This window comes from Rhodococcus koreensis (genome assembly GCF_900105905.1).
GTDB classification, from domain to species: Bacteria; Actinomycetota; Actinomycetes; order Mycobacteriales; family Mycobacteriaceae; genus Rhodococcus_F; species Rhodococcus_F koreensis.
Genome location: NZ_FNSV01000002.1, coordinates 126,625 through 148,972, shown reverse-complemented (window position 1 = coordinate 148,972; position 22,348 = coordinate 126,625). Strand labels below are relative to the sequence as shown.

Sequence of the window (22,348 nt, the reverse complement as noted above, 5' to 3'; positions counted from 1 at the left end):
ACCATCGGCCCTTATCTCGCGCCGATGGACGGCGAACACTGGGATACAGGCATCGGCGTTCCGCGCCGGGTGGGGGCGGAACGCGATTCACCGAGGAGGCGATCGTGAACAGTACCATTCCCGATGAGAACGTTGTTCGCATTGCCGTGGACCTTGCCTGCCGGGCGCCGTCAGTGCACAACAGCCAGCCGTGGCAGTGGACGTACGCCGACGGCCAACTCGACCTCTACACCGAACACGGCCGCGTCCTGGCGTCGACCGACCCGACGGGCCGGCAGTTGGTCGTCAGTTGTGGTGCGGCGCTGAATCATCTTCAGACGGCGCTGACCGCACTCAGATGGGCGGCGGACGTCCAGCGTGTCCCGGACGGGCCCCGCTCCGGTCACCTGGCGACGATTCGGTTCCGTCACGACGCCCGGCCGCAGTCGCACGACTTCGATCTGCTCGCGGCGATCCGGCACCGGCACTCCGACCGCAGGCCCTTCGGTCCCGTCAGCGTGAAGACGCCGCTGCCCGCCGCGTTGGACGACGTGGTGCGCCGCCAGGACGTCCACCTGACCGTGCTGAGGCAGGAGGCGCGTCCGGCACTCGCGAGGGCAACCGAAACGACCGCGGCCGCGAGGAAATACGACTCCGCCTATCAGGCCGAGCTGCACTGGTGGGCCGGTCATTCCACCGCGCAAGGCGGAATCCCCGCCGAGGCGCTGGCCACCGCGGACAACCGGGACCGCGTCGACATCGGGCGCCGCTTCCCCGCCGGCCGGGACGCCGGCGCGACCACGGAGACGGACCGCTCGACGGTGCTGGTGTTGAGCACCGCCACCGACGGTCGCGGTGAGTGGCTCCGCGCCGGTGAGGCGCTGTCTGCGGTGCTGCTGGAGGCCACCGTCGGCGGATTGTCGACGTGTCCGCTGACCCACATGACCGAACTCCGCCAGGGCCGGGAGATCATCCGCGAACTGCTTCCCGACCGCGGGTTCCCGCAGGCGCTGATCAGGGTGGGCACCACCGAGAAGAAGTCGGCGCCGCGGCAGACTCCGAGACGGCCGGTCGAATCGGTCTTCTCGGTCGGCCGGCGTCGTATCCCCCGCTGACGGGCGCGCGTCGGCGAGGGCAATTATCCGGTGAGATGGACGCGGCTGTGCGTGGCCGTCTCCACGTCGGCCGCGGTGGCCTCGATCAGTTGGTGGGCGAGGTCGGACAACGCGCGTGCGGTGGCCAGTTCCTCTCCGATCTCGGGGATTTCGGTGTCGTCGGGGTTTCGGCGGGCGAGTCCGGACCCGACGAACGTGCGGGTGTCACGGGTGCGGAGCCGGGCCTGTGCGCGGGTTCTGGAGCCGCCTTCGTCCGAGTCGTGTTCGTCGATGACGATCTCCACCAACCATGTCGTCTCGTTCATGTCCGGTGGCCTCCGTTCGGTGTGAGTGCGGGACCGAGGTGGTCCTATTACCCAGTGTCCTACGGTGCCGGCGATCAATGAACCGTGAGAATCACGGAACGGCATAGGAAAGGGCAGGGAGTCGTCCGCTCCGTGCCCCTTTCAACGTATAGCGCACCCGGGGCCTTGCGGCAAGACCCTGGTCGTGCCGCAGAATCTCCCTTCGAAGCCAGAACCTGCGGAAAGCGCAGCAGCTGGCCGAACGCAACCGTGTCGAATGGGGTTTTCATGATCGACGTGATCGTTGCCGGCGGCGGACCGACCGGCTTGATGCTCGCCGCCGAGTTGCGGCTGCACGGCGTGGACGTGCTCGTGCTGGACAAGGAACCGGAGCCGACGAAAGTGGTCCGCTCGCTCGGCCTGCACGTGCGCAGCATCGAACTGATGGATCAGCGCGGCCTCCTGGACCGCTTCCTCGCGGAGGGCACACGATACGAGGTCGGTGGCTTCTTCGCCGGCATCGACACACCGTGGCCCGACCGGATGGACACCGCACACGGGTACGTCCTCGGCATCCCGCAGACCGTCACCGAGCGCCTGCTGGCCGAGCACGCCACCGAACTCGGTGTCGAGATCCGGCGCGGCTGCGAACTGGTCGGGCTGATTCAGGACGAGGACGGGGTGAGCGTCGAACTGGCCGCGTCCGGAGACACCCGGTTGCGCGCCCGGTATCTCGTCGGCTGCGACGGTGGCCGCAGCACGGTCCGCAAGCTGCTCGGCGTCGGCTTCCCCGGCGAGCCGTCGAGGGCCGAGACGCTGCTGGCGGAGGTGGAGCTGACGGCGCCGCCGGAGGAACTGGCCGCCGTGGTGGCCGAGGTCCGCAAGACGCAGAAGCGGTTCGGCGCCATGCCCCTCGGGGACGGGGTGTACCGCCTGGTCGCGCCCGCCGACGGGGTCGCCGAGGACCGGATGGTCCCGCCGACCCTGGACGAACTCAAGCGGCAGGTGCGGGCTCTCGCAGGCACCGACTTCGGCGCGCACTCGGCGCGCTGGCTGTCCCGCTTCGGCGACGCCACCCGGCTGGCGGACCGCTACCGGACCGGACGTGTGCTGCTGGCCGGCGACGCGGCGCACATCCACCCGCCGACCGGTGGGCAGGGCCTCAACCTCGGCCTCCAGGACGCGTTCAACCTCGGATGGAAACTGGCCGCCCAGATCGGCGGCTGGGCCCCGGGCGGGCTGCTGGACAGCTACCAGACCGAACGGCGCCCGGTGGCCGCCGACGTGCTGGACAACACCCGCGCGCAGATGGAGTTGATGTCCACCGAGCCGGGTCCCCAGGCGGTGCGCAGGCTGCTGTCGGAGCTGATGGACTTCGAGGAGGTGAACCGGTATCTGATCGAGAAGATCACCGCGGTCGGCGTCCGCTACGACTTCGGCGCCGGCCACGCACTGCTCGGCCGACGGATGCGGGACGTCGCACTGAAACGCGGTCGCCTGTACGGGCTGATGCACGGCGGCCGCGGACTGCTGCTCGACCAGACGGGCCGGCTGTCCGTGGCGGGCTGGGCGGATCGGATCGACCACGTCGTCGACGTCAGCGAGGAACTGGACGTGCCCGCGGCGTTGCTGCGTCCGGACGGTCACGTGGCGTGGGTCGGTGACGATCAGCGGGATCTGCTCGAGGTGCTGCCCACGTGGTTCGGCGCCGCCGACGCCTGAGGACGGACGTGTGACCTTCGGCCCTGTCATTGTGCTCGCCGTTATCGCACCGTTGTACGAGGGCCGGCGCACGACATCGGAGCCGGCGAAGGAACGAGGACACCATGTTCGAACACTCCACCGCATCGCCGCGCGAGGATCGTCACCGGCGGGAGGACGAGCCCGGCGAGTTCCTGTACGTGCATCCCGCGGGGTTCGCGCTTGCGGTGGTGGCGGGAGCGGTGACCGCGGGCCTGATGGTCCTGCTCGGTGCCTGGCTCGCGACTCCCCTCGTCGGAGTCGGCGCCGCGGCGACGCTCGTCGCGACCGTGGGGTTGGCGGCGGCGATGTTGATGCCGCACCGGCCGCGGCGTCGCGGATCCGCGCCGTTTCGTCCGGCCGCGCGCTGACCGGCCCGGTGCTCACCGGCGTAATCTGAATTCTCCGAGGGTGACGCGGCCAGGTCTGGAGGGTGCCCATGATCAGGGTTTTCCTGGTGGACGACCATGAGGTCGTCCGGCGAGGGATCGCGGATCTCCTCACCTCCGATCCCGCTCTGACGGTGGTCGGAGAGGCCGCATCGTATGCGCAGGCGATGGCGCGGGTGCCTGCCCTCAAGCCGGATGTCGCCGTCCTGGACGTGCGTTTGCCCGACGGCAACGGAATCGAGCTGTGCCGCGAGCTGCACTCGCTGATGCCGGAGTTGCATTGCCTCATCCTGACGTCGTTCACGGACGAGCAGGCGATGCTCGACGCGATTCTCGCCGGGGCCAGCGGATACGTCGTGAAGGACATCCGGGGCATGGAGCTGGCTCAGGCGGTCCACGACGTGGGGGCGGGCAAATCGCTGCTCGACAGTCGTGCCGCCGGCGTTCTGATGGACAAGGTGCGTGCGGACGCCGATGGGAAGGACGGCATCTTCGCGCACCTGACCAATCAGGAGCGGACCTTGCTCGCCCTGCTCGGTGAGGGGCTGACCAACCGGCAGATCGCCGCACGCATGTTCCTCGCGGAGAAGACCGTCAAGAATTACGTGTCCCGGCTGCTGACCAAACTGGGTGTGGAACGAAGGACGCAGGCGGCGGTGCTGGCCACGAAGTTGCCGTCGAAACCGCCCGGCACCTGACGGGACCTATGGTTGTTCCGGCTCCTCGTGAGGTCACCGGGTGGGACAATGCGTCGTGTGACCCGTCAACCGGACGAACACGACCGGGGGCCCCTGCTCGGTAGCCTGTCCGAGCTGAGGCTGCGTGAGCTCCTGACCGAGGTGCAGGACCGCATCGCGCAGATCGTCGATGCGCGCGATCACGTCGACGGCCTTCTCGAGGCGATGCTCGCCGTCACGTCGGGACTCGACCTCGACAACACGCTCCGCACCATCGTGCACGCGGCGATCGATCTCGTCGACGCCCGGTACGGTGCGCTGGGGGTGCTCGCTCCGACCGAGGGGCTGAGCGAGTTCGTCTACGAGGGCATCGACGAGGAGACGCGGGAGCGGATCGGCGACCTGCCTCGTGGTCGCGGCGTCCTCGGTTTCCTCATCACGGATCCGAAGCCGGTCCGGTTGGGGGACCTGTCCCGGCACCCCGTGTCGGTGGGATTCCCGCCGCACCATCCGCCGATGAAAACCTTTCTGGGAGTTCCCATTCAGGTCCGGGACGAGGTGTTCGGGATTCTGTATCTCACGGAGAAGGCCAACGGTGCGCAGTTCACCGAGGACGACGAGGTGCTTCTCCGCGCGCTGGCGGCGGCCGCCGGTATCGCGATCGAGAACGCCCGCCTGTACGAGGAGTCCCGGACGCGGCAGGCGTGGCTGGAGGCGACACGGGAGATCGCGACCGAGTTGCTCGCCGGCAGCGAGACCGCGGAGGTGCTGCAGGTGATCGCCGACGACGCGCTGGCCCTGACCGCCGCCGACAGTGCCTTTCTCGCGGTGCCGGACGATCCTGACATCCCGTCGGACGAGGTGACCGAGCTCGTGGTGACGGCATCGGCGGGGACGGTCTCGGATCGGATCATCGGCCGGGCGATCCCGGTCGAGCGGTCGACGTCCGGTGAGGCGTTCCGGGAGCGGACCCCGCTTCGTGTCACCGCGCTGGCGTTCGATCCCGGGTTCGAGACGGGGGCCCGGTTCGGTCCTGCGCTGGCGCTGCCCCTGCGTGCCGCGCAATCGGTGTCCGGGGTGCTGGTGACGCTCCGCCATGTCGATGCCGCGCCGTTCACGGACGACCAGCTGGCGTTGATGTCGGGATTCGCGGATCAGGCGGCCGTCGCGTTGCAGCTGGCCAACAGTCAACGCCGGATGCGTGAGCTCGACGTCCTGTCCGATCGCGACCGGATCGCGCGTGACCTCCACGACCACGTCATCCAACGGCTGTTCGCGGTCGGCCTGTCGTTGCAGAGCACCCTGCAGCGGGCGAAGGCTCCCGTCGTCAAGGACCGGCTCGAACAGTCGATCGACGACCTGCACGACATCGTGCGGGACATCCGCACGGCCATCTTCGACCTGCACGGCGGTTCGGGCGGCATGACGCAGTTCCGGCGGCGTCTGCACGAGATCGTGGCCGAGACCACCGCGGATTCCGGGTTGCGCACGACGGTGCACATGTCGGGGCCACTGTCCGTCATCGACGCCTCGCTCGCCGAGCATGCCGAGGCGGTTCTGCGTGAGGCGTTGAGCAACGCGGTCCGGCACGCCGGAGCCGAGACGGTGACGGTGAGCATCTCGGTCTACGACGATCTCGCGATCGAGGTCGCGGACGACGGCAAGGGATTCGAGGAGAACGTCGCCACCAGCGGGCTGGACAATCTGGCCGCCCGGGCGCGGGAAGTCAACGGGCACTGCGCCGTCGACTCGACTCTCGGCGGTGGAACCACGCTCCGGTGGTCCGCTCCCCTTCCGTGAGTCCGGGTGCGCGTCAGCTCAACGCCGCCCGCACCACCAGTTCGAAGGCCGGCCGCGGATCGGTGGTGTCCTCGCGGGCGATGCGGTGCAGGATCAGTCCCTCCGCGCAGGCCATGAGTGCGGTGGCGGCGGTCCGCGGGTCCCGCGCACCGAGGTGGGCGAATGCCGAGACGACGGACGCCTCCATGGCGGTGCGCCCGCGTGCCAGCGCATCCCGGAGAACGGGGTCGTGGCTGGCCTCGAGGAACAGGACCAGCCGCGCCGCGGTGACGGTTCGGTTGGCGACGGTCGTGTAGTCGATCAGGCCGCAAACCGCGTCGACGAGATCTGCGGCAGACGCCGGTGCCAGCATGCCGACCTCGGACAGTTCGCGGTCCACGATCGCGTCGACGGTCCCGGTGAGCAGCGCAGCCCGGGTGCGGAAGTAGTTGGACGTCGACCCCTTCGGGAGGCCGGCGCGGTCGTCGACCCGGGCGTGGGTGAGCGACCGCAGCCCTTCGGTTCCGAGCAGTTCGATCGCCGCGTCGAGTGCACTCGTTCTCGTGGACGTCACCTGGCTACTATAAACATAGTGACGTACCACTATGATCGTAGTAATGTGAAGTCATGAGACCCGCGGCTCCCGACGACGCCAGAGGATCCGGCCCGAACGGATTGCCGGACAACACTTTTCCCGCACTGGACGGGGTCCGGCACCGCGACGTCCGGCTCCCCGGCCTGCGCATGCACGTGGCCGAGGCGGGTCACGGCGAACCGGTGGTGCTGCTCCACGGGTTCCCCCAGCACTGGTGGGAGTGGCGCGGGGTCGTCCCGGGACTCGCCGAGCACTACCGGGTGATCTGCCCGGATCTGCGCGGCGCCGGCTGGACCGACGCCCCGCCCATCGGATACACCCGCGCGCAGTTGCTCGCCGACGTCGAGGCACTGCTGGACGCGCTCGAACTCGACCGGGTCTGCCTGATCGCGCACGACTGGGGCGCACTGCTCGGATACGAGCTGTGCCTGAGCGCACCCCACCGGGTCCGAAAGCAGATCAGCCTCGGTGTCCCCCACCCCTTCATCCGGTTCGACCCACGGTTGCTGCCGACGATCGCACGGCACGGCTGGTTCCAGCCCGTGATCGCCGCGCCGTTCCTCGGTCCGTTCCTGCTCGGCCGCGGGCGTCAACGGCTGACGTACCACCTGCTGCGCGGCTTCACGACGGACCGGAACGCATGGTCGGAGCGCGACGTCGAACTGTTCGCCGGACGGCTGCGCGAACCGGCCCGCGCACAAGCTGCGTCGGCCCTCTACCGTTGCTTCATCATGCGTCAGGCGGCGCGGATCATGACGGGCGCATACCGGCACACCCGGCTCGCCACTCCCACCCGGGTGCTCGTCGGCGCCGAGGACCCCATCGTGCGCAAGGAATTCCTCGGCGGCTTCGAGGGGCACACCGACGACTTCGGTGTGGAGTTCGTCGACGGCGCCTCGCATTTCCTCGTCGACGAACGGCCCGATGTGGTGCTCGAACGCGCGCTCGCATTCTTCGCAGCGGCCTGAGGGGGCCGGGCATCACGGGGATCCCCGGTCAGGCAGTGCCCAGCGGGTGTGCGCCGGCGTCGGGGTGGATGTAGGTGACCATTCCCGCGGGCCGGTGTCACGACACGGCGACGGACACCTGACGGGCGGGGTCGATGGTCCCCGGGCGTACGTCCTCGCCGAGGGCGAAACCCACACCGCGCACGGTGTGGACGACATACGGCGAGCCGACGGCCACCAGCTTCCGCCGGAGGGAGCAGACGTAGGCGTTGAGGACGTTCGTCTTCGATTCGACGGTCACACCCCACACCATCAGCATGAGGTCGCGGCGGGTGACGACCCTGCCGACGTTCTGCGCGAGCACGGTGAAGAGGACGAATTCCGTCCTGGTCAGCGTGGTGCGCAACCCGTCGTAGTCGGTGTCGTGCCGCTCCTCACACAGGCACAGGTCCTGGCTGCCGGCGGGCGCCGGCGCGGGCACCTCGGGTTTCACACGGCGGAGGATCGCGCGGAGCCGGGCGACGAGTTCGTCCGCGCCGACCGGCATCTCCAGCACGTCGTCGGCGCCGGCCTCGAGGAGGTCGCTGCGACGGTTGCCGGAACGGAAGGTGCCGATCACCACGATGGCGAGCGCGAATCGCATCGCCTTCAGTCCCCGCACGGTGGTGTCGGCGTCGAGGTGGGGTGATCGCGCGTCGACGATCACCACGTCGGGGGGTTCGATCCGCGAACGCACCGGTTCCGCGTAGGTTCGGGTGACGAAGAATCCTCCGTCCCGGAGGCGTTCGACGAGGGAGCTTGCCACGTCGGCGTCGATGAGCAGGACACGCGGCCGGGCGGCGGCCGGGCTCGACACAGAGTTCATGCGGATTCCTCCTGTTTTCGAGCCTCACGTCGGTGTGCCGTGTAGATCAACCCGGCGCCGAAGATCAAGTTCCCACGCCGCAGTTGATGACGATATCGAGCGGAACTCCCCTATCGTTACCGTGAGACCGCTGCATCACCCGATCGGGAGGTCGCTGTATGTCGGAACTGCGACACATCGCACTGCACGGGGACGACGTCGCCTACCGGCTGAGCGGTGAGGGCGAGACGCTTCTGCTCGTGCATGGGATGGCCGGAAGTTCGGCGACGTGGCGCGCGGTCCTCCCGCAGTTGGCGCAGCGCTACCGGGTGCTGGCCCCGGATCTGCCCGGTCACGGCGATTCGGCCAAACCGCGCGGCGACTACTCGCTGGGCGCGTTCGCCGCGTGGCTGCGCGACCTGTTGCACGAGCTGGACATCGAACGGGTGACCGTGGTCGGGCAATCCCTCGGCGGCGGGGTGGCGATGCAGTTCAGCTATCAGCATCCCGAACGGTGTGAGCGCCTGGTCCTCATCGGCAGCGGCGGACTGGGACCGGACGTGAACTGGACCCTGCGGTTGCTGGCGGCGCCCGGGTCCGAGTTCCTGCTTCCCCTGATGGCGCCCGCAGCGATACGCGACGCCGGCAACAAGGTTCGCAGCTGGCTGGCGGCGATCGGGTTCAGTCGGTTCGCGGCGACGAGATGTGGCACGCCTATTCGTCGCTGTCCGATCCGGAGACCCGGCAGGCGTTCCTGCGGACTCTCCGCGCGGTCGTCGACCATCGGGGGCAGGCGGTGAGCGCGCTGAGCCGGCTGTACCTGAACGCGGGTCTGCCCACCCAACTGATCTGGGGCGATTCCGACGGCATCATCCCGGTCTCGCACGGTTACGCGGCGCACGAGGCGATGCCCGGCAGCCGGCTCGCCGTCCTCGACGGTATCGGCCACTATCCGCACCTCGAGGATCCGGCCGCGGTGGTCGGCATCATCGACGACTTCGTTTCCACCACGCCCGCACGCAGGTGAACTCTTGGGTGGTGTCGACGCGTCACCCTGGTCAACGTGTTCACGGTGACTCGGATCGGGCGGCGCGCATGCGTCGTCCGGTGACCAGGATGTAGATGCTGACCAGCAGCACCCAGGCGGGGAACGCCAGCGTCGTCCACAGGCTGAAGCTGACGACCAGCAGCAGGGCCAGGGCGAGCAGGTACGTGGTCACGACGAGGAATCGCGGCATCAGTCCGGTCCGGAGCCAGATCGTTCCCAGCGAGATCATGAACACCGCTGCCATGCGCAGCGCGTAGACGTGGTTGATCTGCAGCATGATCTCGCGGCCGAAGTAGACGATCTCGTCCGCGGAACTGCCCGAGTGCCGGGCGATCGCGAGGACGCCGCCCGCCACGCCCATCGAGATGAAGCCCATCGCGAGGAACAGCAGGCCACTGCCCAGGAATACCGTCGCGAAGAAACGGTCCTCGAGGTCGCCGAGACGGTCGCGGATGACGCCGATGAACCAGAGGAACGCGATGCCCGCGAACGGGGCGAGCACGAGGGCCGTCTTGATCCGTGTCTCACCGCTTCCGACCCAGGGGGTTTCGTCGAACGGGTCGGCAGGCAGCGCGGTGTGCAGCAGGACGAGGCTGGCGGAGAAGAACGCGGCGAACACGATTCCCGCGACGGCCGCCGAGCGTGGCGTTCTCAGCCGGCGGAACTGTTTCTCGCGCTGCATGGCGGCCATGGGTCAATCCTCGCTCGAGCGGTGAGCGGGAATCACCGATTCGCGCCAACCAGCCCCGTGCCCGACGAAGAAACCGACCGCCGCGCCTGCTACGCCCGATTCGGCGGCGCGAACTGGCCCTTCCCGGGCGATGGTGCAGACCGGGCGTGTCGGCCTCCCGCTGGGCGGAACGCCGCATGGCGTGCCGCATTCCCGAGAACTGTGATGTCAATTACACATTCGCGAGACTTCGACCACCGAATGTGACCACCCACCCCTACCGCCCGGCTCGGGCGCGCCGCACTGCCGCGGCACCGCCACGAGTTCCCGTGCAGGTATTCGAAAGGACCCGATGATGGTCACCCATGCGCCAGACGGCGGATCGGCTCGGACGCGACAGCAGGACGCGACCGACGAGCGATGGACGCCCCGACTGATCTTCTCGCTCGCCTCGATCGTGTTGCTGCTGGAGATGCTCGCGGTCAGCTACATGATGATCTCGATCGCGTTGCCGCAGATCGTCACCCACTACCGGACGACGCAGGGTGCGTGGTTGCTCACGTCGTTCCTGCTGGTGGGGGCGATCACCTGCCCGCTGATCGGCAAGCTCGCCGACACCCACGGCAAGCGCAAGATGCTGCTGACGGCCGTCGGCCTGTCGGCGCTCGGGTCGCTGATCTCGGCGATCGCACCGACGTACGCGGTGCTGATCGCCGGCCGCTCCCTGACCGGGCTGCTCGTGCCGTGCCTGTTCCTCAGCTATTCGCTGATCCGCGACGTCTTCCCCGCCCGGACGGTGGCGTTGGCGGTCAGCATCGCCACGAGCGGTATGGGGCTCATCGCGATCCCCGCGCCGTTCTTCACCGGCTGGCTGATCGACAATTTCGGCTTCCGGAGCATCTTCTGGTTCTTCCTGGCCGGTCTCGTGGTCCTCAGCATTCTGATCCGGGCGACGACCGGCGAATCGACCGTCCGTCTGCGGTCGCGCATCGACCTGATCGGCGCCGCGCTCCTCGGCGCGGGACTCGCCGGCATCCTCGTCGGAGTGAGCTTCGGGCCGTCGTGGGGCTGGACGTCGGGGTCGACCCTCGGGTTCATCGCCGGCGGTGTCGCCCTGCTGGTGGCGTGGATCGTGTCCGCACTTCTGCTGCCGGACCCGCTGATCGACATCCGGTTCTTCGGTAAGCGGCCCGTATTCCTGACGGCACTCGGCGCCGGATTCTGCTACGGCACGTCCTCGGTCTTCACGATCATGCTCCCGATGATGTGCATGACCCCGGCGATCCTGGGGCTCGGCTACGGATTCGGTATCAGCGCAGAGGGATTCGCGATCTTCCAGGCTCCGTTGGGTGGTGCGGTGGTGATCGGCGGACTGATCGTCGGAACCCTGGTTCCCCGGAACGTGAGGCCGCGGATCCTGATGGTCGTGGGCATGCTGCTGATGGCCGCGGCCTGCCTGCTCACGGCGACGATCCACGACGACAAGGCGCTGCTGATCGGCTTCGCCGCCCTCCTGGGAGTGGGAATGGGCATGGGGTACGCCTCCATCCCGAACCTGCTCATCGCCGCGGTGCCGCCGCAATTGCAGGCGACGACGGCGAGCATGGTGGCGGTGTTCCAGAGCATTCTGCCCGCCATCCTTCCGGTCATCGCGTTCACCGTGTTGAACTCGCACATCGCGACCATCGTGCAGGGCGCCGTCTTCTACACGGACACCGGCATCACCATCGCATTCGTGATCGGCGCGATCTCGGCGCTGCTGGGCGCGGTGGTGGCCGTCGCGCTGCCCCGCAGGATTTCGCAGCTGAGCGCACCCGGTGCCGAGTCCACCTCGGCGACCGACGTGGTTCTCGCCCACTGAGCGGCTGGTCATGACGTCGTCGCCGCGTCCCCGAGCGGGCGCGGCGACGACCACCGGGCGGCCCGCTCCGTCGAAACCGCTCCCGGCCGTCTGCCGAGTGGGAGGCTGAGGTGGGGAAACAGTTCTCTGGTTCGACCCGGACGACAGGAGACCACCATGCGACTGACCACACTCGGCGACCTTCCCGGACGCATCGCGACAGGGGGCTTCATCCTCCATACGGGATTGCAGAAATGGTCGGCGGACGAGCAGACCGCCCAGGGCGTTCACGGTATGGCGGCGGGCGCGTTCCCGTTCCTGAACGCGATTCCGCCGGAACGATTCATCAAGTTGCTGTCGATCGCCGAGATCGGCACGGGCGCAGCGTTACTCGCACCGTTCGTGCCCACCGTTGTCGCGGGGGCCGCACTCACCGGGTTCTCCGGGGGGCTCGTGGCCATGTACGCGAGGACCCCCGCTCTGCGGAACCCCGGCAGCATCTGGCCGAACGAGAACGGCACCGCCGTCGCGAAGGACACGTGGATGCTCGGGATGGGGCTCGGTTACGTGCTCACCGGGTGGACGCGGCTCCGCAATCGCTGACGGTCCGGCGGTGGCGTCGACGCTGTCGTCACTGTTCGGGCACGGCGCAGAAGTCGCTGTCGGAGAATCCCGAAGGCCGCACACCGAGCGCCTGGTTGAGACGTCCGCGGTGATTCTCCCAGGCGATGGCCGCGGCGAGTTCGGTCACCTGGGACTCGGAGAAGGCGGCGAGCAGCGAACGCCGCAGGTCGTCGCCGATGTGGGCGGGGGTGCGTGTCATCGCGTCGGCAAACTCCAGGACCAGCTTCTCGGTGTCGTCGAACGCGGAGCTCTCGCGGAACGCCGGCAGGGCGCGCAACTGGGCGTCGCTGACCCCGAGCGCACGGCTGAACGCCGATCCGATGTCGAGGCAGTACTCGCAGTTGGTCAGCGCGGCCGCCTTGATCTCGGCGAGCGCCTTCAACCGGGGGTCGACCCGGGCGCTCGCCGCCAGCGCGACCTCGTGGAATCCGACGGCCGCGAGCAGCTGCGGCCGGCGTCGCAACCAGCGAAACAGGTCTGCCCGGTTGCGGCGGGCGGTGGGAAAGACGCGGCGAAACGAGTCCATCTGACCGAGGACGCTCATGCTGTCGGTTTACACCCGCCGCCGGACCGAGACAACCCCTGGGCCATTCGGCAATCGCCGTGTCCCGGCGGCGGGAGTGTTCTACGTTCGGAGCTGAGGCCGACCCCGCCGCACCCCGAGGAGTCACCATGAAGGCAGTCGTCTGCACCGAGACTCGCCTGGAGTTCGGTGACGTCCCGGCTCCCATCCCGGCCAGGGGTCAGGTGCTGATCGACGTGTCCCGGTGCGGGATCTGCGGCTCGGACCTGCACGCCCGCGTGCACGCCGACGAGATGGCGGAACTGGCCGCCGAGACCGGCTACCGCGACTTCATGCGTTCACACCAGCGGGTCGTGCTGGGTCACGAGTTCAGCGGCACCGTTGCCGGTTACGGGCCCGGCTGCCGGAAGCGGTGGCCGGTGGGTACCGCGGTGGTGGCGTTGCCGATCGTCCGCACCGGCGCCGGGATTCACCTGACCGGCCTGTCTGCCTCGGCGCCCGGTGGCTACGCCGAACAGGTGGTGGTGCAGGAGTCGATGACGCTGCCGGTCCCGAACGGTCTGACGGCGGAGAAGGCGGCCCTGACCGAGCCGATGGCGGTGGCGTGGCACGCGGTGCGCAAGGGTGACGTCGGCAAGCGCCGGAACGTGGTCGTCATCGGGTGCGGCCCGATCGGTCTCGCGGTGATCAGCATGCTGAAGGCGACCGGTGTCCGTACCGTGGTGGCCGCCGACTTCTCCACCCGCCGCCGCGAACTCGCCCGGCAGTGCGGTGCCGACGTCGTCGTCGACCCTGCCGCGGCGTCGCCCTGGACGTCGTATCCGCGACGTCGGGAAACGACCTCGATCACGGATGTGCTCGGTCTCGGGCTGGACACCATGGAGAATCTGCGCCGAATCCCGAGGCTGCCGTGGTGGCATGCGTTCGCCCTCGCCGACACGGTGGGCGCGACACCGTCCGGGCCGGTCGTCTTCGAGTGCGTCGGCTTGCCCGGCGTCATCGACGGCATCCTGGCCGGGGCCCCGCTGCGGTCCCGCGTCGTCGTGGTCGGGGTGTGCATGGAGACCGACACGTTCCGGCCGGCGCTCGCGGTCAACAAGGAGATCGAACTCCGCTTCGCCGTCGCCTACGACCCCCGCGAATTCCGCGACACCCTCCACATGCTCGCCGACGGAAAGGTCGATCCGACACCGCTGATCACCGGCACGGTCGGCCTGCCCGGGGTCGAATCCGCGTTCGCCGCGCTGGGTGACCCCGAGGTGCACGCGAAGATCCTGATCGACCCCGAGATCAGCACCGCTTCCCTGTGATCCGCCGCCGATCATGAACTCTCACCATCCCCGCCTCCGATGGGTCGCCCCGGCGCTGCTCCTCGCGTTGATCTACGCGGCGTCGCTCACCGTGTACGGGTTGAGCAGCCGCACCGGCGAGGACGAGGGACCGTTCGAGGGCAGCAACGACGAGGTCGTGGTCCTGGTGACGGCGAAGTCCCTGCAGCCGACGACCGACCGGGTGCAGGCCGAGGTGACGATCGCCGTCGGCGAGGAGTACCTGCACGCCAACGGCGACACCCTGAATCGGGACATCACCCTGCTGCTCTTCCCGAGCACCAGTCACGAAGAGATCGTGTTCCGGGCGGGCGCCGCACCGACGACGTTCGACACCGAGTTCATCGCCACCGGCAACGCGGCGTACTGGCCGTTCGACCGGTTCGAGGTGAACCCGATGGTCGTGGAGGCGTACGAGGGCGCCGGCGCCGACCGTGAACTGCTGCCCACGGGTCTCCTCGTGGACGGCAGAGTCGACGGGTGGAAGGCGCGGGCCGAAGCGGTGACAGTCGACACGGACCTCTCGCGGAACGGCACCGGCGCCGCGCTGTTGTTCGCGCGCACGGGCGGGAACCTGATCTACGCCGGCATCCTCCTGCTGATGATGACGATCCTCGCGGGGCTCGCCGCGTTCGTCGCGCTGCAGACGTTCCGGCGCAAGCGGGCCGTCAACACGGACATGCTCGGATGGATGGCGGCGATGCTGTTCGCGGTCGTGCCGTTGCGCGGAATCCTGCCGGGAAGCCCGCCGATCGGGTCGTGGGTCGACATCGCCCTCACGGTGTGGGTGGTGTCCACCCTCGTCGCGTCGCTGGCGTTGTTCGTCTTCTGCTGGTGGCGGGACAGCGAGCAGCCCGCTCAGCCCTGATCAGCTGGGGCGCGTATACGGCGCCAGCCGTGTGGGTGTCAGGCCCGGTGTGCGGTGAGGGAGTCGATCGCGGCCCGCAGTTTGGTGGTGGCGTCGTCGGCGACGTCGTTCAGTCCCGGTTCGCCGGTGACTTCGACCATCAGGGCTGGGTTCATCGCGTCGACGATGACGCTGTTCTCGGTGGCGGTGTCGGCGCGCACGACGACATTGCAGGGCAGCAGCAGCCCGATCTGCCGGTCCACGTTGACTGCGCGGTGGGCCAGAGGCGGGTTGCACGCGCCGAGGATCAGATAGTCCTCCATGTCCTCGCCTAGTTTCGCCTTCAACGTGGCTTTCATGTCGATCTCTGTGAGAATTCCGAAACCCTGCTCGGACAGAGCCTTCCGAGTGCGTTCCACGGCATCGGCGAACGTTGTGTGAAGTGTTGTCGACAATGCGAGATTCATGACCATTCGGCCTTCTTTCGGTGTTCGTGGGATCTGGTGTTCGGCATTCGCTGTGTGATCGTCGATGCGTTGAATCGGAGCGGCCCTGGGCCATGCGGGTCAATGACGATCAGGCGAGCGCAAGGAAGAGCTTCTCCAGTTCAGCCTCAGTCATGGGTTCGGCACCCTCCGCAACGTCGCCGGTCAGGCATTCACGCAACCCGGTTGCGACGATCTTGAACCCGGCCCGATCCAGAGCGCGAGAGACCGCAGCGAGCTGGGTGACGACGTCTTTGCAGTCACGTCCCTGCTCGATCATCGAGATCACCCCGGCCAGCTGCCCGTGCGCGCGGCGGAGCCGATTGAGTACCAACGCAATGCTGTCGTCGTCGCCGACCACGAGTGTCCCCTTCCTGAAATCTGACCCCAATAATACCCATGGGGGTATCGTGTCGGGGTAGGTGAGTCCAGTGTCACCTCGCTCGCGCCGCGCCTGCTCCTTGGACCTCCCGAGTGGCTGAGCGGGCCGTGCTCACCGCGACTTGTACACCGAATACCAGGTCCGCCGTACAACACGCATCATCGCGGCGTGCAGATGCTCAGCGCGGCGATACAGTTCCCGTCTACGCAGCTCCCGTCGGACGTCGGGCTCGGTTTCGAGATCGGCGATCGCAGCGCGGTAGGCGTGCTCGACCGCGGACAATTCTTCGATAGCGTGATCGGCGCACGTTGCCGCGTCCCCACTCGGCAGCGCCCGCAGCCCCTGTGCGAGGGGGACCATCGCTTTCGCGAGCCTGTCTATCAACTCGACGAGGTAAGGATCAGGCGGGGCGCAGGTCGGGCCGGAACATGACAGCTCGGACTCCCGGATCAAGGCGTACCCGGCCTCGGTGATCTCGCCGAGACGCTCCCCCAGTTCGAAGAGGTCTTCCGCCTCGATGGGGGTGCTGAAACTGTCGCGCACGGCGTCGTTGAGAGTGCGGCGGGCACGATGCTCGTTCCCTGCGGCGACCCGCAGCTCCGCGACGGCATCATGGGTCGGGATCTTGCCGTGTCCCCAGTCGTTCAACACGTGTATGCACTGCTCGACGATGTCGAGCTGTTGGCGCAGCATGCCCAGCACGTCGAACGAGCGTGGCAGGAACCACGCATTGGACAGTCGCGGCCGATGCATCAGATCGCCCCCCACACCGGAAACAGCATCGCCCCCAGCAGTGCGGTCATAGGTAGCGTGACGACCCAGGCCACGCCCATCTCTGTGACTACCTTCCAGTGCACATGCCGCGCGCGGTGTTGTGCTCCCGTGCCCACTACACCGGCGGCAACTACATGTGTGGTGCTGACCGGTGCACCCACGAGGGATGCGCCGAGGATCACGCCGGCGGCGCCGGCCTGACTGACCAGCCCGTCGAGCGGAGTCATCCGAAACACCCCACGCCCCACCGTCCGCACGATACGCCACCCGCCGAACGCGGTTCCGACCGTCAGACTCGTCGCAGCTGCCAGCTTGACCCACAGGGGCACGGTGAACTCGGTGAGATGGCCACCCGCTATGAGCAGCAACGTGATCACGCCCATGGATTTCTGCGCATCGTTGCCACCGTGGCTCAGTGCGAGTGTGGCGGCCGTGACCCATTCGGCGCGGCGCACCGGGCCGAGTGCGCGTCGACGGGCACGTCGCATCAGTCTCCAGGCGATGGTCGCGAGCAGCGCACACGCGACCGCGCCGAGAAGTGGGGAGATTGCCAGACCGACCAGGATCCCCACCACGCCGGAAGGTCGGCCGTCGGTGAATCCGCCCCAGTGCACACCACTCGGGCCCGCAGCGATCAGGGATGCACCGACCAGTCCGCCGACCAGGGCGTGCGATGAACTCGATGGCAGCCCGAACCACCAGGTGACAAGGTTCCATGCGATCGCTGCAGTCAGTGCGGCGCCGACCGCTGTGACCGTCGCGCTCGCGGGCAGTGCGACGACTCCTCCGACGGTGTCGGCCACGGCCGTTCCCACGATCAATGGGCCGACGAAGTTCCCGGCAGCAGCCAGGATGAGCGCGTGTTCGGGGCGAGCGGCCCGGGTGGCGACGAGCGCGGCGATCGAGTTCGCGGAGTCGTGGAAGCCGTTGGTGAGGTCGAACGCGAGCGCTGTCGCGATGGCCAGGAGGACAGCGACCTCCACGGCTCAGTACACGCGATCGGTGTGTGGGCTCTCTGCGGCCGGCATCGAACAGGCCATCACGGCCGCACGAGACGGGCTGGTGAACATCTGCAGCGCCGTGACGGCGTGATCAGTCCCGTGCACGGTCAGGCCTCCGATCGGTCGCGGAAGAGAACCTCGGAGAGCGGTCGTCTCGGCGTTGTCGAGAGCGGTTCGGCCCGTGGCCCGATGCCGACCCGGATGAGGACTTGAGGCAGGCCATCGCCCTCGAGCAGCTCACCCACACGGGTTCGCGTCTCCCCCAGCTCGGTCATGTGCGTGACCGGGCACGTACCGAGGCCTCGCGCTGTGCAGGCCAACAGGAGCGCCGAGAGCGCCTCGCCGCATCGCAACCAGTTCAGCCTCGAGTCCGAGCCGGTGGTGAGCACGAGTATCGCTGCACGGTCCTCCAGGTCGCCGGGGTCACACGTGGCAGTGCCTGGAGGGAACTCTCGTCCGACCGGGACAGTTCCCGGTGGCGCGGCTGGTAGCGCCGCCGACGGAATCCCGTCGGGATACAGTGCGTGCCCGGCCCACCAGCGCAGCTCGGCTTGGTACACCGGGTTCTCGCGGCGTAGACCTCGGAGGCGAAGTGACATTGCCTCGAGTGCGGGTCGTGCGCGATCTCCGATGTCTTCCACGTGTGTTCCTGCGCGTTCGGCGAGTTCGGTGACCTGCGCCAGGGTGTCGTCCCATGAGGTAGGTGCAGACATCGGTAGCCGCTCGGTGTACCGGCGTGCGATCGCCGTTGCCATGGAGATCTCGGATTCGGACACCTCCGCCGTGGGGGTGAATGCAACAGTTGCCAGACACTCGCGGTTCGCCGAATGCGGCATGCGTTCGATCACCGAATCCCAATGGTGCTCGAGTAGAGCGTATTTCAGATGGTTGAGCGCCGCACCGCAGGACACCACCATTTGACGTCCGAATGAATCGGTGGCAGGCAGGATGCGGTCGGGGTCACTGGACAGTGTCAGACCCTCCGGCTCGAGGACCCACCGCCACGGTTGACTGTTGTGAAGAGATGGCGCCCGGCAGGCCGACGCGACCACCGACTCGATCGTGCGCCAACTCGGCATCGTCTCCGCAGCTGTGCCCATCACCCACCTCATTACTCGTAGCCAGGTGCGCCGCTTGGTGCCATCGTGGTGATGTCGAGTCTCGCGTACCGGGCCCTCGCACCGGTAGGGCCGGAGGTCATCGCGACATTCTGCCGTCACCCACCCGAGGGCTGGACCGACATGCGACTGTGGGATGGCGGGTCCCCGATCAGCTCTGGCTGCCCGCGGTCTCCAACCGGGCTGCCGTCAGTAGCGAGGACACGCCCTGTTCGATCGCCGTTCCCAGGTCGGCGAGGTCCGGGGTGGTGTCGTAGTCACCAGTCAACCCGAACGTCAGATTGTCGGCGTAGCTGAGGATTGCGATGCCGACGCGCAATCGCAGTGCGATGGGTACGTACGGGAAGATGTCGACGATTCTTCGGCTGAGGAGGTGACGAGTCTGTTGGGGTCCAGGGATGTTGGTGGCCACTGCCACCACGCTGTGCTGGGGGAATCGGGTGGCCAGACGCAATGCCCAGGCGAGCGGCATGAACGGCCCGGATTGCGCCAAAGTGGTGAACACCTTTCCGCCCTGCGCTTCCTTGCCTGCCTTGTGCGCGGACATCCGCCGATGCACTGCGGTGAGCTGTTCGACGTGATCTTCGATGTCGACCGGCAGGAACGGCAGCATGAGCGATACCTGGTTGTGGAGAGATTCCGCGTCGTCGTTCGCGGACCGCACCGAGACCGGAACCAGTGTGCGCACCGTGTGTGCGTCGGGGTGTTCACCGCGCCGGAGGAGCAGTGTCCGTAATCCGCCGGTGATGGCCGCGAGGGCGACGTCATTGACCGTGACGCCGTATGCCGCACAGATCTCCCGGACATCCGCCATCCGGGTGCGGGCACCGCGGTAGCGCCGTTGCTTTCCTATCGGACCGATCAGTGAAGTGTCGGACGACGACGTCAGCATCTCGGTCAGGAGCCGGGCAAGTCCCCGGCCCGCTCCCAGTCCCGCTCGAGCGATCGTGAGAGGAGCGCGCAGGATTGTCTCGAGTAGTTCGCACTGGTGGCTCGGGGAGAGCAGCGTGGAGATCGACGGTGCCGGCGGTGGTTGATGCGCGGGGCGATCCGGACCCGACGAGTCGGCGGCGGGGTCGATTGTCGGCTCCACCTCATCGCACATAGCCTCGAACAGTCGTGTTCCGGTGATCCCGTCGGCCATGCAGTGGTGGAGTTTGGCGAGCATCGCCCAGCGGTCGCCGCTGAGTCCTTCCACTACCCAGCATTCCCACAGCGGGTGGTCCCGGTCGAGCCGGTGCCCCATGACTCGGGCAACGAATCCGAACAGTGCCTCCTCCTCGCCCGGGTTCGGGATGGCGACCCGTCGCAGGTGTCGGTCGAGGTCGAAGTTCGAATCTTCCGTCCACGACGGGGCACTGACATCGAGTGGAGCCGTGCGGAGTTTGTCGCGTGCGTGTGGAAGGTCGAGGAGACGTTCCGCGACGGCGTCGCGGAACTCCTTCTGATCGGGCGGGGGGCCTTCGATGACTGCCAGCGCTCCGATGGTCAGGCTCGCATGCCGGTCGGAGTCTTCAGTTTCCAGGAAGCCGGCGTCGAGGAAACTCAGCGTGTCATTGCCCATGGTCGACCTCATCGCCTTCCAGTGCGGTGTTCCTGAGGTCCGGATTCACGGCCGTGTCGACTTCAGCTCACGGGCCATCCGGGTGCCTTTCCGATCCCGGCCCATTCCCGGTTCCATTGCGCGAGGCGGTGCCTCGACGCGCTCCAGTGAACACCCAGAAGGAGCAGCACTCCCGCGATGATGCTCGTTGCCCACACTGCGATGGCGGCGATGACCGCGGCGACCGCGCTCTCCCCGCCGGTCATCGGCGCCGCACTGAGATTCCCGTTCGTGTCGACCCAGATGCTCACAGCGTCGCCCGCTTTCGCCCCGGAATCGACGTCGATCATTTTCGTGTGCCCCGTCCCGCCAACGGACCAGTGCACCCGCGCCTGACCAAGATCGGACCCTCCAGTTCCGCGCACCGCATCCTCGCTGTATACGCGCGCCGCATCCTCGACGAGCACGGCGGTCACCTCGCTACGGGTCGCCTGTTCGACTCGTGCTTGGTCGCTCAACCTGGTGTAGGTGGCGGTTCCGAACGCCCCGGCGACCGGAAGCAGGAGTACGACCACCGCGACTACAACGATGACGATGACGGATTCGAGGCGGTCGCTCGGACGCATCAGCCCGTTGTGGCTCCATGGCACCAACCGCCAGATTCGAACTGGTGTAGTCAGTTCCCCAGCCACCACGACCTCCTGCGTTCCGCACTCTCAGTCTTCCGGCTCGTGTCACAGGTCTGTAGAGACCAAGGTCATCTCGCGTCCCTCGGTCGGTGACTGGTGACTTCGGTTGTCGTCAATGCACGGCGGCCCTTCCGGAAGGCGGGACCTTCGGCTCTATGAGGCGTTTGTACCAGCGAAGACGATTGTTGAATCGGGCGAACGCACACTCAGTCGAGGAGACCATCATGACCGCCCACAAGCCGATCGTCGTCGGAGTAGACGGGCAGTCGGCACTGCAGGCCGTGACCTGGGCCGCGCGCGAGGCCGTCTACCACGACGCCCCGTTGGTCCTGGTCACCGTCACCTCCGCGTTCGGCGACCCCGGGGTCCCTGCCGGGATACCCGCCAGGTTCTTCGACGACAAGGAACTCGATGCGAGGAAACGCCTGGCAAAGGCCGAGGAATTTGCTCGGGCGGCCGCCGACGGTCACGACATCGACATCGAGATCGCGCGCGGCACGGGCTCACCGGCTCACGAATTGCTCGAGCGGTCGAAGACGGCACGCATGGTGGTGATCGGCAGCAACCGGTACGGCCCGGTGGAGAGGGCACTGCTCGGTTCGGTCAGTACCGCAGTCGTCACCCACGCCCAATGTCCCGTCGCGGTGGTCCGCGAGCTCCCCCATACCGAGGTGACCGAGATAGTCGGACCGGTCGTCGTCGGGGTGGACGGGACAGCCAACAGCGAACCTGCGATCTCCGTGGCGTTCGAGGAAGCTGCGCAGCGGCACGTCGGGCTGGTGGCCGTGCACGCCTGGTCCGATATCGACCTCGATCTCGCGGGCTGGCGCGGTAGCGGATTCGAATGGGAGAAGCAGCACACCCGCGAGATGGCACTGCTGGCCGAAAGTCTGGCCGGTCGCGCTGAGGACTACCCGGACGTCAAGGTCCAGCCGGTGGCGGTGATAGATCGTCCTGTCCACAATTTGCGCGCACAAGCCGAACGCGCACAACTTCTGATTGTGGGCAGCCGCGGTCGTGGTGGATTCGCGAGCATGTTGCTGGGATCGACCAGCCGGGCCCTGCTGCACTCCGTCACCTGCCCGCTGATCGTCGCCCGCTGAGTTCGTCGCCCTCGCGCGGACAGG

23 protein-coding genes and 1 pseudogene are annotated in these 22,348 nt (G+C 67.8%); 12 read left to right on the top strand and 12 right to left on the bottom strand.

All coding sequences use genetic code 11. The features are described from left to right. Nucleotides 1–104: 104 nt before the first annotated feature. Entirely contained in the window at nucleotides 105–1,094 is a 990-nt protein-coding gene (locus BLV94_RS01505) for an Acg family FMN-binding oxidoreductase (RefSeq protein ID WP_072951676.1), read from the top strand. Between the two features lie 23 nt (nucleotides 1,095–1,117). Here the strand turns inward: BLV94_RS01505 and BLV94_RS01500 are convergent, their stop codons facing one another. After that, a complete protein-coding gene (locus BLV94_RS01500) occupies nucleotides 1,118–1,399 on the bottom strand; it encodes a DUF1876 domain-containing protein (RefSeq protein ID WP_072951674.1) in 282 nt (93 codons plus the stop codon). A gap of 267 nt (nucleotides 1,400–1,666) precedes the next feature. Between BLV94_RS01500 and rox the strand changes: the two genes are divergently transcribed. The 4 genes from rox to BLV94_RS01480 all read left to right on the top strand — a co-directional run bounded on the left by rox (nucleotide 1,667) and on the right by BLV94_RS01480 (nucleotide 5,984). Beyond that, a complete protein-coding gene (gene rox, locus BLV94_RS01495; protein WP_072951671.1) occupies nucleotides 1,667–3,100 on the top strand; it encodes a rifampin monooxygenase in 1,434 nt (477 codons plus the stop codon). A 104-nt stretch (nucleotides 3,101–3,204) separates the two neighbouring features. Further along, the gene (locus BLV94_RS01490; protein ID WP_174705594.1) at nucleotides 3,205–3,489 is read left to right on the top strand and encodes a hypothetical protein; all 285 of its coding nucleotides are present in this window, start codon (nucleotides 3,205–3,207) and stop codon (nucleotides 3,487–3,489) included. Between the two features lie 68 nt (nucleotides 3,490–3,557). Further along, nucleotides 3,558–4,205 carry a response regulator transcription factor gene (locus BLV94_RS01485; RefSeq protein ID WP_072951667.1) on the top strand — a complete coding sequence of 216 codons (648 nt, stop codon included), beginning with the start codon at nucleotides 3,558–3,560 and terminating at the stop codon, nucleotides 4,203–4,205. A gap of 48 nt (nucleotides 4,206–4,253) precedes the next feature. Then, nucleotides 4,254–5,984 (top strand): GAF domain-containing sensor histidine kinase, encoded by a 1,731-nt coding sequence (locus BLV94_RS01480; RefSeq protein WP_074933486.1) that lies wholly within the window; start codon nucleotides 4,254–4,256, stop codon nucleotides 5,982–5,984. 13 nt (nucleotides 5,985–5,997) lie between these two features. Here BLV94_RS01480 and BLV94_RS01475 read toward each other — a convergent pair whose 3' ends face one another. Further along, the gene (locus BLV94_RS01475) at nucleotides 5,998–6,537 is read right to left on the bottom strand and encodes a TetR/AcrR family transcriptional regulator (protein WP_072946292.1); all 540 of its coding nucleotides are present in this window, start codon (nucleotides 6,535–6,537) and stop codon (nucleotides 5,998–6,000) included. 53 nt (nucleotides 6,538–6,590) lie between these two features. On the opposite strand from BLV94_RS01475, the gene BLV94_RS01470 reads away from it, so the two are divergent. After that, nucleotides 6,591–7,526, top strand: coding sequence for an alpha/beta fold hydrolase (locus BLV94_RS01470; protein ID WP_072946291.1), 936 nt, complete (start codon nucleotides 6,591–6,593; stop codon nucleotides 7,524–7,526). A gap of 97 nt (nucleotides 7,527–7,623) precedes the next feature. On the opposite strand, the gene BLV94_RS01465 is transcribed toward BLV94_RS01470, so the two are convergent. Then, nucleotides 7,624–8,370, bottom strand: coding sequence for a response regulator transcription factor (locus tag BLV94_RS01465; protein ID WP_072946290.1), 747 nt, complete (start codon nucleotides 8,368–8,370; stop codon nucleotides 7,624–7,626). A 158-nt stretch (nucleotides 8,371–8,528) separates the two neighbouring features. Here BLV94_RS01465 and BLV94_RS01460 point away from each other — a divergent pair. Next, nucleotides 8,529–9,376, top strand: a pseudogene (locus BLV94_RS01460) (alpha/beta fold hydrolase). Nucleotides 9,377–9,416: 40 nt separating this feature from the next. On the opposite strand, the gene BLV94_RS01455 reads toward BLV94_RS01460, so the two are convergent. Further along, nucleotides 9,417–10,088 carry a hypothetical protein gene (locus tag BLV94_RS01455; RefSeq protein WP_072946289.1) on the bottom strand — a complete coding sequence of 224 codons (672 nt, stop codon included), beginning with the start codon at nucleotides 10,086–10,088 and terminating at the stop codon, nucleotides 9,417–9,419. 334 nt (nucleotides 10,089–10,422) lie between these two features. Here BLV94_RS01455 and BLV94_RS01450 point away from each other — a divergent pair, with 334 nt between their 5' ends. Continuing rightward, nucleotides 10,423–11,928, top strand: a complete 1,506-nt coding sequence (locus BLV94_RS01450; RefSeq protein WP_072946303.1) for an MFS transporter — start codon at nucleotides 10,423–10,425, stop codon at nucleotides 11,926–11,928. Between the two features lie 156 nt (nucleotides 11,929–12,084). Next, nucleotides 12,085–12,510 (top strand): hypothetical protein, encoded by a 426-nt coding sequence (locus BLV94_RS01445; RefSeq protein WP_072946288.1) that lies wholly within the window; start codon nucleotides 12,085–12,087, stop codon nucleotides 12,508–12,510. A gap of 28 nt (nucleotides 12,511–12,538) precedes the next feature. Here the strand turns inward: BLV94_RS01445 and BLV94_RS01440 are convergent, their stop codons facing one another. Continuing rightward, the gene (locus tag BLV94_RS01440; protein ID WP_072946287.1) at nucleotides 12,539–13,075 is read right to left on the bottom strand and encodes a carboxymuconolactone decarboxylase family protein; all 537 of its coding nucleotides are present in this window, start codon (nucleotides 13,073–13,075) and stop codon (nucleotides 12,539–12,541) included. A 128-nt stretch (nucleotides 13,076–13,203) separates the two neighbouring features. Between BLV94_RS01440 and BLV94_RS01435 the strand changes: the two genes are divergently transcribed. Both BLV94_RS01435 and BLV94_RS01430 read left to right on the top strand, forming a co-directional pair. Beyond that, a complete protein-coding gene (locus BLV94_RS01435; protein ID WP_072946286.1) occupies nucleotides 13,204–14,364 on the top strand; it encodes a zinc-binding dehydrogenase in 1,161 nt (386 codons plus the stop codon). A gap of 13 nt (nucleotides 14,365–14,377) precedes the next feature. Then, nucleotides 14,378–15,250: a DUF4436 family protein gene (locus BLV94_RS01430; protein ID WP_072946285.1), complete on the top strand. Its 873-nt coding sequence runs from the start codon at nucleotides 14,378–14,380 to the stop codon at nucleotides 15,248–15,250. A 38-nt stretch (nucleotides 15,251–15,288) separates the two neighbouring features. Here BLV94_RS01430 and BLV94_RS01425 read toward each other — a convergent pair whose 3' ends face one another. The 7 genes from BLV94_RS01425 to BLV94_RS01395 all read right to left on the bottom strand — a co-directional run bounded on the left by BLV94_RS01425 (nucleotide 15,289) and on the right by BLV94_RS01395 (nucleotide 21,182). After that, nucleotides 15,289–15,696, bottom strand: a complete 408-nt coding sequence (locus BLV94_RS01425; protein WP_072946302.1) for a DUF302 domain-containing protein — start codon at nucleotides 15,694–15,696, stop codon at nucleotides 15,289–15,291. A 109-nt stretch (nucleotides 15,697–15,805) separates the two neighbouring features. After that, entirely contained in the window at nucleotides 15,806–16,075 is a 270-nt protein-coding gene (locus BLV94_RS01420; RefSeq protein WP_072946284.1) for a metal-sensitive transcriptional regulator, read from the bottom strand. Nucleotides 16,076–16,207: 132 nt separating this feature from the next. After that, nucleotides 16,208–16,849: a hypothetical protein gene (locus tag BLV94_RS01415; protein WP_143051296.1), complete on the bottom strand. Its 642-nt coding sequence runs from the start codon at nucleotides 16,847–16,849 to the stop codon at nucleotides 16,208–16,210. Then, on the bottom strand, nucleotides 16,849–17,853 hold the full coding sequence (locus BLV94_RS01410; RefSeq protein WP_072946282.1) for an inorganic phosphate transporter: 1,005 nt from the start codon (nucleotides 17,851–17,853) through the stop codon (nucleotides 16,849–16,851). Before BLV94_RS01410 ends, BLV94_RS01415 begins: the two co-directional genes overlap by 1 nt. Nucleotides 17,854–17,978: 125 nt before the next feature. Further along, nucleotides 17,979–18,971: an Acg family FMN-binding oxidoreductase gene (locus BLV94_RS01405; protein ID WP_072946281.1), complete on the bottom strand. Its 993-nt coding sequence runs from the start codon at nucleotides 18,969–18,971 to the stop codon at nucleotides 17,979–17,981. Nucleotides 18,972–19,140: 169 nt separating this feature from the next. Then, nucleotides 19,141–20,553, bottom strand: coding sequence for a WS/DGAT/MGAT family O-acyltransferase (locus BLV94_RS01400; protein WP_072946280.1), 1,413 nt, complete (start codon nucleotides 20,551–20,553; stop codon nucleotides 19,141–19,143). 62 nt (nucleotides 20,554–20,615) lie between these two features. Further along, on the bottom strand, nucleotides 20,616–21,182 hold the full coding sequence (locus BLV94_RS01395; RefSeq protein ID WP_425272482.1) for an Rv1733c family protein: 567 nt from the start codon (nucleotides 21,180–21,182) through the stop codon (nucleotides 20,616–20,618). A 263-nt stretch (nucleotides 21,183–21,445) separates the two neighbouring features. Between BLV94_RS01395 and BLV94_RS01390 the strand changes: the two genes are divergently transcribed. Further along, nucleotides 21,446–22,324, top strand: a complete 879-nt coding sequence (locus tag BLV94_RS01390) for a universal stress protein (RefSeq protein ID WP_072946279.1) — start codon at nucleotides 21,446–21,448, stop codon at nucleotides 22,322–22,324. Nucleotides 22,325–22,348: the final 24 nt, after the last annotated feature.

Excerpts from the sequence above, each read along its gene's own strand:
- BLV94_RS01490 (WP_174705594.1), top strand. The coding sequence starts at position 3,205 with ATGTTCGAACACTCCACCGCATCGCCGCGCGAGGATCGTCACCGGCGG.
- BLV94_RS01500 (WP_072951674.1), bottom strand. The coding sequence starts at position 1,399 with ATGAACGAGACGACATGGTTGGTGGAGATCGTCATCGACGAACACGAC.
- BLV94_RS01390 (WP_072946279.1), top strand. The coding sequence starts at position 21,446 with ATGACCGCCCACAAGCCGATCGTCGTCGGAGTAGACGGGCAGTCGGCA.
- rox (WP_072951671.1), top strand. The coding sequence starts at position 1,667 with ATGATCGACGTGATCGTTGCCGGCGGCGGACCGACCGGCTTGATGCTC.
- BLV94_RS01465 (WP_072946290.1), bottom strand. The coding sequence starts at position 8,370 with ATGAACTCTGTGTCGAGCCCGGCCGCCGCCCGGCCGCGTGTCCTGCTC.
- BLV94_RS01440 (WP_072946287.1), bottom strand. The coding sequence starts at position 13,075 with ATGAGCGTCCTCGGTCAGATGGACTCGTTTCGCCGCGTCTTTCCCACC.
- BLV94_RS01425 (WP_072946302.1), bottom strand. The coding sequence starts at position 15,696 with ATGAATCTCGCATTGTCGACAACACTTCACACAACGTTCGCCGATGCC.
- BLV94_RS01415 (WP_143051296.1), bottom strand. The coding sequence starts at position 16,849 with ATGCATCGGCCGCGACTGTCCAATGCGTGGTTCCTGCCACGCTCGTTC.
- BLV94_RS01470 (WP_072946291.1), top strand. The coding sequence starts at position 6,591 with ATGAGACCCGCGGCTCCCGACGACGCCAGAGGATCCGGCCCGAACGGA.
- BLV94_RS01485 (WP_072951667.1), top strand. The coding sequence starts at position 3,558 with ATGATCAGGGTTTTCCTGGTGGACGACCATGAGGTCGTCCGGCGAGGG.
- BLV94_RS01430 (WP_072946285.1), top strand. The coding sequence starts at position 14,378 with ATGAACTCTCACCATCCCCGCCTCCGATGGGTCGCCCCGGCGCTGCTC.
- BLV94_RS01455 (WP_072946289.1), bottom strand. The coding sequence starts at position 10,088 with ATGGCCGCCATGCAGCGCGAGAAACAGTTCCGCCGGCTGAGAACGCCA.
- BLV94_RS01445 (WP_072946288.1), top strand. The coding sequence starts at position 12,085 with ATGCGACTGACCACACTCGGCGACCTTCCCGGACGCATCGCGACAGGG.
- BLV94_RS01450 (WP_072946303.1), top strand. The coding sequence starts at position 10,423 with ATGGTCACCCATGCGCCAGACGGCGGATCGGCTCGGACGCGACAGCAG.
- BLV94_RS01405 (WP_072946281.1), bottom strand. The coding sequence starts at position 18,971 with ATGGGCACAGCTGCGGAGACGATGCCGAGTTGGCGCACGATCGAGTCG.
- BLV94_RS01400 (WP_072946280.1), bottom strand. The coding sequence starts at position 20,553 with ATGGGCAATGACACGCTGAGTTTCCTCGACGCCGGCTTCCTGGAAACT.
- BLV94_RS01435 (WP_072946286.1), top strand. The coding sequence starts at position 13,204 with ATGAAGGCAGTCGTCTGCACCGAGACTCGCCTGGAGTTCGGTGACGTC.
- BLV94_RS01480 (WP_074933486.1), top strand. The coding sequence starts at position 4,254 with ATGCGTCGTGTGACCCGTCAACCGGACGAACACGACCGGGGGCCCCTG.